Origin of the sequence: Nonomuraea polychroma, from assembly GCF_004011505.1 — a bacterium.
Classification (GTDB): Bacteria; Actinomycetota; Actinomycetes; order Streptosporangiales; family Streptosporangiaceae; genus Nonomuraea; species Nonomuraea polychroma.
Genome location: NZ_SAUN01000001.1, coordinates 5,012,230 through 5,025,547 on the forward strand (window position 1 = coordinate 5,012,230; position 13,318 = coordinate 5,025,547).

Genomic DNA, 13,318 nt, shown 5'->3' on the forward strand with positions numbered 1-13,318 from the left:
TCTATTTCGCCGTCAGTACGCGGCCAGAACGTCGACCACGAAGACGAGGGTGTCGGAGCCCTTGATCCCGTACGCGGGGTGGCCCGGGGCGCCGTACCCGTACGCGGGCGGGACGATCATCAGGACGCGGCTGCCGGCCGGGACACCGACCAGCGCCTGGTCCCAGGCCTTGATCACGGTGCCGTCGCCGATCCTGAACGCCTTCGGCTGCCCCGTCGTCCAGGTCGTGTCGAAGACCCGGCGGCGGCTCCAGACGGCGCCCGCGTACTGGACGACCACGAGCTGCCCGGCCCGCGTCCTGCGCCCGGCGCCGCGGTCGAGCACCTTGGCGGCGAACCGGGCGGGCGGCGCGGTCGCAGGAACCGTCAGCCTCGGGCGGGCGCCGCCGGTGACGCGCACGCCCGCCAGCGAGCCGCCGCGGCCGTCGATCGAGGCGCCCTTGGGGTGGGCGCCGAGGATGTCGACGACATAGAACAGCTCGTCGGCCGGCTGGACGCCGGTCGGCGGGTTGGGGCCGAAGCCCTGGTCGGGCGGGATGGCCGCGATCACCCGGCTGCCGACGGTGCGGCCCTGCAACGCCCGGTCCAGGCCCGGCAGCAGCCGCCCCACAGGGAACGCCGCGGGGGCGCCGCGGTTGAAGCTGGAGTCGACCAGGCGGTTCTTGCCGCCGTCCCACACGTGCGCGGTGTACTGGACGATCGCCACGTCATCCTGCCGCAGCCGCGCGCCCTTGCCGGTGGCCAGCTCGTCCACCTGCAGCCCGGCCGCCGGCCGGCCGTCGGGGAAGGCGATCGTGGGCCGGGCGCCGAACGCGCCGCCCACCTTCAGCTCCGGGCTCCCCGCCGGCTCACCCGTGCAGCCCGCCGCCATCAGGCACGCCATCAGGAGCGGTGCGACGGCACGGCGGAGCATCGATCCTCCCACGCGAAGCGGCCCTGGCGGCGCTGCGCCGCCGGGCCTCGCGATGCTACCGCGAGGCCAGATCACCCGTCAGCCAGCTCCAGAAATATCCCCCATGCCCGGAATGTCGCCCCGATGCACCCGCACCATGCCGCACAGCCCGCCGCGGTGCCGCATGAGCGCCGCTGCCTGATCTCCGCCGGATACCACGGCACGGGTATCGGGCCCCCGGGCGCGGCCGGGGGCACCCCTCAGTGGCAGGGGCACCCGGCCGCGTGTCTCACGAGCCGGACGGTCAGTAGGCGGCGAGAACGTCCACGACGAACACCAGCGTGCTCTTCGCGGGGATGTTCTGCTGCGCCTGGTCGCCGTAGCCCAGGTTCGGCGGGATGCTCAACACGACCCGGCTGCCGACCGGCACTCCGGCCAGCCCCTGCTGCCATCCCTGGATCACCCCGCTGAGCGGGAACTCGGCCGGCTCGCCCCGCTCCCAGCTGGAGTCGAACTGCTTGTCGGTGCCCCAGATCTTGCCCGTGTAGTGCACGGTCAGCGTCTGGTTGGGCTGCACCTTGGCGCCGGTGCCCTCGATGATCGTCTTGACGACGAGCTTGTCGGACGGCTTGTCGCTGGTCTTCGTGGTCAGCGTGGGCGCCTTCTCACCGCCCGGGTTGTCGACCTTGACGCCCTTGAGGCTCTGGCCGGTCTCCTTGCCGGTGGCGGCCTTCAGCGCAGGCGGCTGCGTGCCGACCACGTCGAACACGAACACCTTGGTCGGCTCGGCCGGCGCGGTCTGCTGCGGCTGGGCGACCGCGTCGTTCGCCAGCACGGCCAGCAGCCGGCCGCCGTGCTTGACCTTGGTGAAGCCCTCCTGCAGCACCTTCGGCAGCTGCTGGTTGACCGGGATCGTCTCGGGCGCCTTCGTGTCGTACGAGGAGCCCTGGACGGCGTTGCCCTTGCCGTCCCAGTTGTAGACGGTCAGGTTGACGATCACCTTGTCGCCGGTCTTGACGGCGGCGCCGGTGCCCGGCTGGATCACCTCGTACGACGACGTGGTCGCGGGCGACCCCGAGGGGAAGGTCACCGTGGGCTTGGCGCCCACGTTCCCGCCGACAGTGACCTTCGCCCCTGCGGAGGCGGAGGCGCTGGTCGCGGGGCTCTCTTCGGAGCCGCACGCGGCGGCGAACAAGATCAACGGCATGACGGCCAAAGAGGCCAGAACGCGGCGCATGCGCTTCCCTCGGAAAGACGGCAGATTCGCGTCACCCTACCCGACTCCCAGGTAGGGCCGAGGTAAACCGATCGCTACATCCCGGCGATGAGCTTGTCCACCCGCTCGTCCACGCTGCGGAACGGGTCCTTGCACAGCACCGTGCGCTGCGCCTGGTCGTTCAGCTTGAGATGCACCCAGTCGACGGTGAAGTCGCGGCGCTTCTCCTGCGCCTTGCGGATGAACTCGCCCCGCAGCCGCGCCCTGGTCGTCTGCGGCGGCACCGACTTGGCCTCGAAGATCTTCAGGTCAGACGCCACCCGCTCCACCGAGCCGCGCTTCTGCAGCAGGTAGAACAGGCCGCGCTTGCGGTGCACGTCGTGGTAGGCGAGGTCCAGCTGCGCCACCCGCGGCGACGACAGCGGCAGGTCGTACTTCTTGCGGTAACGCTCGATCAGCTGGTATTTCGTCACCCAGTCGATCTCCCGCGAGACCAGGTCGAGGTCGCCGGTGTCGACCGCGCGCAGCGTACGCTCCCACAGCTCCAGCACCCGGTGCGCGATGGCGTCGCCGCCGCGCCGGTCGACGAAGTCCTTCGCCTTCGACAGATATTCCTGCTGGATCTCCAGGCTCGACGCCTCACGCCCGTTGGCCAGCCGCACCCGGCGCCGGCCGGTCATGTCGTGGGAGACCTCGCGGATGGCCCTGATCGGGTTCTCCAGCGACAGGTCGCGCATCACCGTGCCGGACTCGATCATGCGCAGCACCAGGTCGGTGGCGCCGACCTTGAGCAGCATGGTGGTCTCGCTCATGTTCGAGTCGCCCACGATGACGTGCAGGCGGCGGAACCGCTCGGCGTCGGCGTGCGGCTCGTCACGGGTGTTGATGATGGGCCGGGACCGGGTGGTGGCGCTGGACACGCCCTCCCAGATGTGCTCGGCCCGCTGCGACACGCAATAGACGGCGCCGCGGGGCGTCTGCAGCACCTTGCCGGCGCCGCACACGATCTGCCGCGTCACCAGGAACGGGATCAGCACGTCCGCCAGCCGCCCGAACTCCCCGTGCCTGCCGACCAGGTAGTTCTCGTGGCAGCCGTAGGAGTTGCCGGCCGAGTCCGTGTTGTTCTTGAACAGGTAGATGTCACCCGCGATGCCCTCCTCGCGCAGCCGTTTCTCGGCGTCGACGAGGAGGCCCTCGAGGATGCGCTCGCCCGCCTTGTCGTGGGTGACGAGCTCGATGACGTTGTCACACTCGGGTGTTGCGTACTCAGGATGGCTGCCCACGTCCAGATACAGACGTGCGCCGTTGCGGAGGAAGACGTTGCTCGATCGGCCCCAGGACACGACCCGCCGGAACAAGTAGCGCGCGACCTCGTCGGGCGACAGCCTGCGCTGTCCCCGGAACGTGCAGGTCACGCCGTACTCGTTCTCCAGCCCGAAGATGCGACGATCCATCACCTCACACTATGCCCATGGGTCGGCCAGCGGGAGAGATCTTCTCAGGTGTTTTCCGCCGCGCCCGTACAGGATGCTCCGTCCCGCGCCCGCCCCCACGGGGCGCGGGTGCCGGTGCCGCGCCCCGTCAGGGGGTAAAGATCTCCTGAACCTTGACGATCCTGCCCTTGTGCACGGTGATGAGCGCGGGCAGCGGCATGCGGCCGTGCCGCTTGATCAGCGTGGCCCTGGAGCACTTCTTGCTGCCCAAGCCGGTCTTCCTGCTCACGGTCAGGTCGCCCATCGACGACTTGCAGCCGTACGCCGACAGGAACAACACGTCCTTGGCGATGGGCGAGGCGTACGCCATGGCGTCGCCCTCGGGCGGGCCCACGAAATGCCCCTCGGTGTGGGTGCCCTTCTTCCACTTGATCGGCTCGTACTCGGCCACGTCGGCCCGCACGTCGGTGATCCAGCCGCGCAGGATGCCGTTGCGGCGGGAGTGGATGCCCTTGGTGAAGTCGTGCTCCGGGTCGGGCTGGAACGAGGTGCCGAAGGTCTTGGGCGCCTTGTAGTCCGGGTACGCGGTGGCGGCGGCGTGGGCGGCCACGCCCGACGTCAGCATCACCGCAGCGGCCGCGCCGCCGGCCAGGAGGGCGCGCAGGGAAGTGTTCACAGATTCTGAGATTCCGGATCACGCCGGACAGTTCGGGCAAATCATAGTGATACAGATCACATCGTCGGCCGGTGCGGCGTCCGGCACATGCCCCACCCGCTACGCCGCGCCTCTCCCCCGCTCAACGCACCCGTCCCCCCGCGACCCGCCATCCCGCAGCTCGGAAACCCGCCATGTCGAAAACCCGTCGGCCTGCGCCGCCGCCGCCGGACCGCCGACCTGGGCCTGCCTGCCCTCGAGCGGCCGACCGGCCGGACAGCGACCCAAGCGGAACGCGGTACGCCTACAGGGCGACGAGCCGTCGTCCACGGGCCCTCAGAGCCCGCTGTCCCACGAAGGCCGCAGGCGCAACCGCCCCGCGCACGGCATGCAAAGCCGCCGTCCGGACGACGTGCGCCCTTCCGCAGTGCCCCACGCACGCCGAGCGCAGCCACCGTCCGGAGCACGTGCGCCCTTCCGCCGACGGATCGGCCGGTTGCCGGACACGGCACGGCCACCCACCGGGACCCGCCGATCGAGCGACGGCCCCGGTGGGCGCCGGAAGCCCTTACAGGGGCGACGAGCCGTCGTCCACGGGCCCCTCAGGGCCGGTGGGGGGCGGGGCGTCGGACGGCGGGGTCTCGAGCGGAGTTGACGGCGGGGTCTCGGGCGTGGTGGTGGCGGAGCTCTGGCCGAGCAGGCGCTCCAGGCGGGCGCCCGTCAGCCGCAGGAACTTGCGGTGCTCCCGGTTACGGTCGAGCACCGCAACCTCCAGCTGCCCCACCGGCGGCCGCTCCCCTCCCGGCTCCGTCAGCGCCGACAACGCCACCTCCAGCGCGTCGGCCAGCGACATCGACTCCCGGTAACGCTCCTTCAGCCGGTTGACCACCGCCTCCGCCTGGCCGCCCATGGCCGCGAAACCGTGCTCGTCGAACACCGACCCGTCGAACGTCAACCGGTAGATCGCATCGCTCTCCGGGGTCTCGCCGACCTCGGCGATCACGACCTCCACCTCGAGCGACTTGATCGACTCGGTGAAGATGCGGCCCAGGTTGGAGGCATAGAGGTTGGCCAGGCCGCGGCCGGTCACGTCGGTGCGGTCGTAGGTGAAGCCGTTGATGTCGGCGTAGCGGATGCCGCCTCGCCGCAGCTCCTCGAACTCGTTGTAGCGGCCCACGGCCGCGAACCCGATGCGGTCGTAAATCTCGCTGATCTTGTGCAGCGCCCGCGACGGGTTGGGCGCCACGAACAACAACCCGTCGACGTACTGCAGCACGACGACGGAACGGCCCCGCGCGATGCCCTTGCGCGCGTAATCGGCCTTGTCCCGCATGATCTGCTCAGGGGACGCATATCCAAAAGGCATGGACACGGGCGGTGGTCCTTTCTAGCGCAGCGGGGCGATGGGGCCGTCGGGCGAGATCAATCGGGCTGCCAGCATCTGGTCGACGTAGCCGGAGATCTGCTCCTCGCTCAGCCGGCGGAAACCGTCGGCGTCGATCACCGCCACGATCGGCCAGATCTTCCTCGTCACGTCGGGACCGCCGGTCGCGGAGTCGTCGTCGGCCGCGTCATAAAGCGCCTGGATCAGCGTCATCGCCATGTCGTCCGCCGACGCCCCGTCACGATAGAGCTTCTTCAGCGACCCGCGGGCGAAGATCGAGCCCGAGCCGATCGCGTCGAACCTCTCCCGCTCGTAAGGCCCGCCCGCCACGTCGTAGCTGAAGATGCGCCCCTCGTCCTTGTCCGGGTCGTAGGCGGCGAACAGCGGCACCACCACCAGCCCTTGCATGGCCATGGCCAGGTTGCCCCTGATCATGGTGGCCAGCCGGTTGGCCTTGCCCTTCACCGACATGCCCAGGCCTTCGAGCTTCTCGTAGTGCTCCAGCTCCACGCGGAACAACCGGGCGAACTCGATGCCCGTGCTCGCCGTGCCCGCGATGCCCATGCAGGAGTATTCGTCGGCGCGGAACACCTTCTCCACGTCACGCTGCGAGATGATGTTGCCCGACGTCGCCCGCCGGTCGCCCGCCATGACCACGCCACCGGCGAAGGTGGCGGCCACGATCGTGGTCGCGTGCGGAACCTGGTCGCCGATCGGAGTGGCCAGAACCTGATCCCGCTGTGGCAGCAACTCCGGCGCATAAGAGCTCACGAACTCCGTGAACGAGGAGCTTCCGGTGTTACGGAAAAGATGGTCCACCAAGCCGGCGGGCAGATCCCTGTGCGATGCCACGCGACTCCCTCCCAAACGTCAGTGTTCCTAGGGCGACCCTACTCATGTTGTGCTGCTGTCTGCACTTCCCACGATCAGCTCACGGCGAACCCACACCCGCGCGACCGCCTGGAACACCGGACCCCGTGTCCAGATCGTTTCTTTACGCCGCCAACGGCCCATGCGATTGTCGGTATGTCTGCACGTCCTGAACAGGAGGCCGACATGCGATTCCCCCGCCGGCCTGCGGTGATCGCCGCCACCGCCGTCCTCGCGCTCACCTCCTGCGGCACCGGCACCGGCTCCGACCCAGGGAGCATCACGCTCACCATCGCCGCCAACTCCATCCAGGGCGGCAAGAACTCCGAGTCGGCCACCTGGATCAAGAACTGGGTGATCCCCGAGTTCGAGAAGACCCACAAGAACGTCAAAGTGCTGTTCCAGCCCAGCGGCGTCGACGACGAGCAGTACAAGACGAAGCTCGCGCTCGACCTGAAGTCGAAGGCCGGCGCCGACGTCATCGACGTCGACGGCATCTGGGTCGGCGAGTTCGCCCAGGCCGGCTACATCAAGCCGCTGGCCGAGGTCGGCGGTCCCACCGTCGAGCAGTGGGAGGGCTGGTCGCAGATCCCGCAGGCCGTGCAGGGGCTGGGCATCTTCGACGGCAAGAAGTACGGCCTGCCGCAAGGCACGGACGGCCGCGTCCTGTTCTACAACAAGACCCTCTTCAACAAGGCCGGGCTGCCCGAGACGTGGGAGCCCACGAGCTGGCAGGACATCCTCGACGCCGGAAACAAGCTCAAAGCCGCCGGCGTGCCCGTCCCCATCCAGATCAACGCCGGCACCGCCATGGGGGAGGCCACCACCATGCAAGGCGTGCTCCCGCTGCTGGCCGGCGCCGGCGCCGAGATCTACGCCGACGGCAAGTGGACCGGCGCCTCGCAGGCCGTCAAGGACGTCCTCGGCTTCTACCAGCAGATCTACGGCGCCAGCGGCCTCGGCGACCCCAAACTCCAGCAAGAGGCCAAAGGCCGCGACAAATCCTTCGCCCAGTTCGCGCAAGGCAAGATCGGCATCCTCGCCGAGAGCGACTACTTCTGGCGCTCCGTCGTCGAACCCACCGCCGGCGTCGCCCCCATGAAGGACCGCGACCAGGTCGTCGGCTACGCCAAGATCCCCGCCAAGCAGCCCGGCGCCGGCATCCGCGGCCAGGACCACGTCAGCATGTCCGGCGGCGCCGTACGCGTGCTCAACCCGTTCTCCAAAAACCCCAGACTCGCCTGGGAACTGCTGGCCTTCATGCACTCCGCCGAGGCGACGAAGACGCAGCTGGCCGGGCAGGTGCGGATCAGCTCCCGCACCGACGTCAACACCGAGGTGCTCACCGCCGACCCGATGCTCAAGTACATCGCCGACGAGGTGCTGCCCGTCACCGCCTACCGGCCCGGCCTGGCCGTCTACCCGCAGGTGTCCACCGCCCTGCAGGAGGCCACCGCCGCCGTCGTCAGCGGCAAGAGCGCCGACGAGGCGGCCGCCGCCTACCAGGACAAACTGCAGGGACTGGTCGGTGGCGCGGCCAACGTCAGCGGCTGACGCCGCACGACTGGGCACAGGCAGGGCGATCGCGTCGTCCTGCCCGCCCTCGCCCTCATCGCCGTCTTCCTCGTCTTCCCCGCTTTGTGGACCATCTACCTCGGGCTCACCGGCCTGGCGGCCGCCAACCCCCAGGTCGTCGGCCTCGGCAACTACACCGGCGCGCTCGAAGACCCCCGCTTCCTCACCTCGCTGTGGCTGACCGTCCTGTACGTCGGCGGCTCCGCCATCATCGGCCAGGCCGGGCTCGGCTTCACCCTGGCCGGGATCCTGCGCACCCGCACCGGCCCCGTGCGCCGCCTCGTCGAAGGCGTCGTCCTGCTGTCGTGGATCCCGCCCAGCACTGTCGTCGGCTTCCTGTGGTTCGCACTGCTCGACCGCGACGAAGGAACACTCAACGCCCTGCTGCACACCCCCGGATTCGCCTGGCTGCTCGACCACCCGCTGCTGTCGATCATCATCTTCGACGTGTGGCGCGGCACCGCGTTCTCGATGATGTTGTACGCCGCCGCACTCGAGAACGTGCCCCCCGCACACCTCGAAACCGCCCGCCTCGCCGACGCCGGCGTGCTGCAGCAGCCCCGCGACGTCGTCTTCCCCGCATCCGCCGCCACATCCTGACGAACCTGCTGCTCATCAGCCTGTGGACGTTCAACGACTTCACACCGTTCGTCCCCAGCGGCGGCATCCCGGCGGCCTCATCCAGGCCGTCGTCCCCGAAGGCGACGAACCCCCATCGGCACCCGCGCCTGGGCCGTGCCCCGCCGCAGCCTCATCCACCGCGACGAGACACTCCACACCACCGACCACCAGCGGGCCGTCTGAAACCGCGCAGCGTGGCCCTCCGCCCCTCACACGCCATACTGGACACCATGACCACCAGGCCATCCAGCCCCACCAGGGACTGGATCCTGCACGTCGACCTCGACCAGTTCATCGCCGCCGTCGAAATCCTCCGCCACCCCGAACTCCGCGGCAAACCCGTCGTCGTCGGCGGCAGCGGCGACCCCACCCAGCCCCGCACCGTCGCCGCCACCGCCACCTACGAAGCCCGCGAACACGGCATCCACTCCGGCATGCCGCTCCGCACCGCACTCAAACGCTGCCCCGACGCGATCTTCCTGCCCAGCGACCCGCCCGCCTACGAAGCCGCCTCAGAACGCGTCATGGCCGTCCTGCGCGAATTCCCCGTCCGCGTCGAAGTCTGGGGCTGGGACGAAGCCTTCATCGGCGCCACCACCGACGACCCAGAAGCCCTCGCCGCCGGCCTCCAGGACGCCGTACGCGCCCGCACCGACCTGTCCTGCTCCGTCGGCATCGGCGACAACAAACACCAGGCCAAACTCGCCTCCGGCTTCGCCAAACCCGCCGGGATCTACCGCCTCACCAGCGACAACTGGGCCGAGATCATGAACGCCCGCCCCACCGACGCCCTCTGGGGCATCGGCGCCAAGACCTCCAAAAAACTCGCCGCCCTCGGCCTGCACACCGTCGCCGACCTCGCCGCCGCCGACCCCGCCGCACTCGCCGGCGCCTTCGGCCCCACCAACGGCCCCTGGTACCGCTACCTCGCCCTCGGCAAAGGCGAAGCCGAAGTCGTCACCACACCCTGGATCGCCCGCGGCCACAGCCGCGAAACCACCTTCCCCCACGACCTCACCGACAAGACCGAGATCACCCGCCACGTCACCGCCCTCGCCGAACACGTCGCCCATGACGCCGCCACCGCAGGCCGCGAGGTGATCCGCGTCTCCGTCAAAGTCCGCTTCACCCCGTTCCTGACCCGCACCCGCCAGTCGAAGCTCCCCACCCCCACCGCCGACCCCGACATCCTGGCGCGCACAGCCGTCGCCATCCTCGACCGCTTCGACCTCACCCGCCCGGTCCGGCTCCTCGGCGTAGCCGTCGACTACACCATGCCGGACAAATAACCGGCCCTCAGCCCACGCGGGTGGCCCTGGAATAGAAATCGGAACGGAGCTCCTCCTCGGCCCGGATCAACTCCGCCAACTCCTCCTCCGAGACCGCCACCTCCTCATAATGATCCGGCGAGGCCGCCTCCACATACGAATGCGCCCGCCACACCACCGCCGGATCATCCCTGAACTGCCCGATCCCGGTATTGCACGGCAAACACAACGCATACCGCACGTCACCGGTCCGATGACAATGATCCACATGCTCCGGCGGCCGGTCCCGGCACACCACACACAACCCGTGCTGCGCCGCCACCATCTTCTCGACATCCTCATGCCGCAACCGATAACGCTGCGACAGGTGATAAGTCCGCGTCCGCGCCACGGAACCACCGTCACGCTGCTCCGGCAGAATGACGAAATCCGGCCAGAGAACCTCCCCGTCCAGAAAGAGGGCGGCCAACTCCAGCAGCATGGTGTTGTCGCCGAAGTGGCCGAGCCCGTTGTTGCAGTTGAAACAGAGAACGCCCCGGACCTGCCCGGTCTCGTGACTGTGATCGACGAACGTGCCCGGAACGACCCGGCAGATGGCGCAGAGCCCGCCCTGCTGGGCGAGCATGCGCTCGAAGTCGTCCTCGGTAATCCCGTAACGGTACTGGAGCAGATAGTTCCGCTCACTGCCGTATTTCTTGATTTTATTGTCGCGGGTAACGACGGCATGACACGGCTTGCAGTAGGTGGTCACCCCGTCCTTGCTGGCCTTGTTGCTGCCGAACTCGGTCCTGGGCTTAATCTCCGCACACCGAGCGCAGTATTTATGACCATCGGGAACCTGCACCCGATCGCGCACGATCTTCCCTTGCTCGGCCATGCGCTTTCGATAACTCTGAGTGGAACGCCTTCTGAAACAGACCTTGCAATATCGCGCGAGCCCATCAGCCATGCGCTTATTGCGCCCGAACTCGGAGACCGCCTTGGTCTCCCCACAGTCCGGACACTGCTTAGATCCGTCCGGCGGTTCCACCCGACTTACCCCTTTCGTCTGTCCGTTTTGCCCTACTCTCCGCCCTTTTGGACGTAAGAGCGCACGAACTCCTCTGCGTTCTCTTCGAGAACTTCGTCTATTTCGTCCAGGATCGAGTCGACGTCGTCAGTGAGCTTCTCCTGCCGCTCCTGAACGTCAGACGCCTCCGCAGCCTGGGTCTCCTCGACCTCGGCCTCGCGGCGCCCGGTCTGCTTCTGACCGCCGGTGTCCTTGGTAGCCATGTCCTACCTCCACTTGGGGGACTGCCTCTAGGCATATCTTCCCCGAACCAGCCGACATTTCGCGCCGATCGCCCAGCGATCTTGTCGGCTTGACTAGATAGCGTTCCTATCCAATACTGGGATGCCGTACCCACAAGGAGGTTGAGATGTCCCCTTCGTCGCTGAGCACCGCGGGTGTGCTCCTCATCACAGTCCCCGGAGTCGCCTTCGGCGGCGTCACGTTGCTGAAGTTCCTGATGCGCAACGTCCCGGGCTACTTGGACAACCCGGTCCGCCGGGGCCTGTGGCGGGCCGGCCACGCGCATGCGGGCGTCCTGGTCCTGTTCAGCCTCGTGGCGATGCTGTACGTCGACCAGGCGAGCCTGCCGGAGGCCGTGAAGGCGCTGACGCGCACGCTGATCGTGGCAGCGCCCATTTTGATGCCGCTGGGCTTCTTCCTGTCGGTGGTGCGCCCCACGGACACGAAGCCGAGCAGGCTGATCTGGCTGACGTTCGCCGGCGGCGCGTGCCTGGCGGCGGGCACGCTGACGCTGGGGATCGGCCTGCTGCTCTGAGGGAGGTGTCAGTCTCCGCCGGTGAGCGCGGCGACGAGGTCGGCGGCGGTCTTGCAGCGGTCGAACAGTTCGCCGACGTGGGCCTTGGTGCCGCGCAAGGGCTCGAGCGTCGGTACGCGCTGCAGCGATTCGCGGCCGGGGATGTCGAAGATGACGGAGTCCCAGGAGGCGGCGGCGACGGATTCGCTGTATTGGCGCAGGCATCGGCCGCGGAAGTAGGCGCGGGTGTCGCTGGGCGGGTTTTCGACGGCGCGCTGGACTTCGTCTTCGGTGACGAGGCGTTGCATGCGGCCGCGGGCGACGAGCCGGTTGTAGAGGCCGCGGTCGGGCCGGATGTCGGAGTATTGGAGGTCGACGAGCTGGAGTCTGGGGTGGGACCAGGCGAGGCCGTCGCGGCTGCGGTAGCCCTCGAGGAGTTCGAGTTTGGCGACCCAGTCGAGTTCGTGGGAGAGCTGCATGGGGTCTTCGGCGAGGCGGGTCAGGACGGATTCCCAGCGGTCGAGGATGTCCTTGTTCATCTCGTCTTGGGCGGTGCCGCGCTCTTCGACGTATTTGCGGGCCTGCTCGAGGTATTCCATCTGGAGCTGGACGGCGGTGAGCTTGCGCCCGTCGCGCATGGGGATCTCGTACTTGCAGCTGGGGTCGTGCGAGACGGCCCGCAGTGCCTGTACGGGGCTTTCGACGGCGAGGTCGCGGGTGAGGAAGCCTTCTTCGATCATCGCGAGGACGAGCGCGGTGGAGCCGAGTTTGAGGTAGGTGGAGATCTCGGACATGTTGGCGTCGCCGATGATCACGTGGAGTCGCCGGTATTTCTCGGGGTCGGCGTGGGGTTCGTCGCGCGTGTTGATGATGGGGCGCTTGAGTGTGGTCTCGAGGCCGACTTCGACTTCGAAGAAGTCGGCGCGCTGGCTGATCTGGAAGCCTTCGCCGCGGGAGTCCTGGCCGATGCCCACTTTGCCGGCGCCGACGACGACTTGCCGGGAGACGAAGAAGGGGGTGAGGTGGCGGACGATGTCGGCGAAGGGGGTGGCGCGCCGCATGAGGTAGTTCTCGTGGCACCCGTAGGAGGCGCCTTTGGCGTCGGTGTTGTTCTTGTAGAGCTGGATGGGCGCGTTGGAGGGGATGGCGGAGGCACGCGTGGCGGCGTCGTACATGACGCGTTCTCCGGCTTTGTCCCAGATGACGGCGGCGCGGGGGTTGGTGCATTCGGGCGAGGAGTACTCGGGGTGGGCGTGGTCGACGTAGAGCCGGGCGCCGTTGGTGAGGATGACGTTGGCGAGTCCGAGGTCCTCGTCGGTGAGCTGGCTTTGGTCGGCGACCTCTCTGGCCAGGTCGAAGCCGCGCGCGTCGCGCAGCGGGTTTTCTTCTTCGAAGTCCCATCGTGCCCTGCGCGCGCGGGCCGCCGAGGCGGCCAGGTAGGCGTTCACGACCTGTGAGGAGGTCACCATCGCGTTGGCGCCTGGCTGGCCGGGTACGGAGATGCCGTACTCGGTCTCGATGCCCATCACCCGACGCACCGTCATGCAACACCCTCTGTTCGTCCGGATCTGTCTATCCGCCGTTTATATGCCCGAGCCTA

At 68.4% G+C, this 13,318-nt stretch carries 13 protein-coding genes; 4 read left to right on the forward strand and 9 right to left on the reverse strand.

The features are described 5' to 3' along the window. Nucleotides 1–12: 12 nt before the first annotated feature. The 6 genes from EDD27_RS22925 to prcB form a co-directional block, all read right to left on the reverse strand. Entirely contained in the window at nt 13–912 is a 900-nt protein-coding gene (locus EDD27_RS22925) for an FKBP-type peptidyl-prolyl cis-trans isomerase (RefSeq protein ID WP_127934190.1), read from the reverse strand. A 283-nt stretch (nt 913–1,195) separates the two neighbouring features. Then, entirely contained in the window at nt 1,196–2,128 is a 933-nt protein-coding gene (locus EDD27_RS22930; protein ID WP_127934191.1) for an FKBP-type peptidyl-prolyl cis-trans isomerase, read from the reverse strand. Between the two features lie 74 nt (nt 2,129–2,202). Beyond that, the gene (pafA, locus tag EDD27_RS22935; protein ID WP_127934192.1) at nt 2,203–3,561 is read right to left on the reverse strand and encodes a Pup--protein ligase; all 1,359 of its coding nucleotides are present in this window, start codon (nt 3,559–3,561) and stop codon (nt 2,203–2,205) included. 127 nt (nt 3,562–3,688) lie between these two features. Then, a complete protein-coding gene (locus EDD27_RS22940) occupies nt 3,689–4,216 on the reverse strand; it encodes a hypothetical protein (RefSeq protein WP_241564203.1) in 528 nt (175 codons plus the stop codon). 547 nt (nt 4,217–4,763) lie between these two features. Next, nucleotides 4,764–5,561: a proteasome subunit alpha gene (gene prcA, locus EDD27_RS22945; protein WP_127940890.1), complete on the reverse strand. Its 798-nt coding sequence runs from the start codon at nt 5,559–5,561 to the stop codon at nt 4,764–4,766. Nucleotides 5,562–5,582: 21 nt separating this feature from the next. After that, on the reverse strand, nt 5,583–6,431 hold the full coding sequence (prcB, locus tag EDD27_RS22950; RefSeq protein WP_127934193.1) for a proteasome subunit beta: 849 nt from the start codon (nt 6,429–6,431) through the stop codon (nt 5,583–5,585). A gap of 204 nt (nt 6,432–6,635) precedes the next feature. On the opposite strand from prcB, the gene EDD27_RS22955 reads away from it, so the two are divergent. From EDD27_RS22955 to EDD27_RS22965, 3 genes are all read left to right on the forward strand, one after another. Next, nucleotides 6,636–8,003, forward strand: a complete 1,368-nt coding sequence (locus EDD27_RS22955) for an extracellular solute-binding protein (RefSeq protein WP_127934194.1) — start codon at nt 6,636–6,638, stop codon at nt 8,001–8,003. Nucleotides 8,004–8,087: 84 nt separating this feature from the next. After that, complete coding sequence (locus EDD27_RS22960; protein ID WP_241564204.1) at nt 8,088–8,624, forward strand: carbohydrate ABC transporter permease; 537 nt, start codon at nt 8,088–8,090, stop codon at nt 8,622–8,624. Between the two features lie 251 nt (nt 8,625–8,875). Continuing rightward, a complete protein-coding gene (locus tag EDD27_RS22965) occupies nt 8,876–9,934 on the forward strand; it encodes a DNA polymerase IV (RefSeq protein ID WP_127940891.1) in 1,059 nt (352 codons plus the stop codon). A 7-nt stretch (nt 9,935–9,941) separates the two neighbouring features. Here the strand turns inward: EDD27_RS22965 and EDD27_RS22970 are convergent, their stop codons facing one another. Both EDD27_RS22970 and EDD27_RS22975 read right to left on the reverse strand, forming a co-directional pair. Next, entirely contained in the window at nt 9,942–10,790 is an 849-nt protein-coding gene (locus EDD27_RS22970; protein ID WP_164903758.1) for an endonuclease VII domain-containing protein, read from the reverse strand. Nucleotides 10,791–10,975: 185 nt separating this feature from the next. Beyond that, nucleotides 10,976–11,185, reverse strand: a complete 210-nt coding sequence (locus EDD27_RS22975) for a ubiquitin-like protein Pup (protein ID WP_127934196.1) — start codon at nt 11,183–11,185, stop codon at nt 10,976–10,978. Nucleotides 11,186–11,331: 146 nt separating this feature from the next. Here EDD27_RS22975 and EDD27_RS22980 point away from each other — a divergent pair, with 146 nt between their 5' ends. After that, nucleotides 11,332–11,739, forward strand: coding sequence for a hypothetical protein (locus EDD27_RS22980; RefSeq protein WP_127934197.1), 408 nt, complete (start codon nt 11,332–11,334; stop codon nt 11,737–11,739). A gap of 8 nt (nt 11,740–11,747) precedes the next feature. Here EDD27_RS22980 and dop read toward each other — a convergent pair whose 3' ends face one another. After that, a complete protein-coding gene (gene dop / locus EDD27_RS22985) occupies nt 11,748–13,262 on the reverse strand; it encodes a depupylase/deamidase Dop (protein WP_127934198.1) in 1,515 nt (504 codons plus the stop codon). Nucleotides 13,263–13,318: the final 56 nt, after the last annotated feature.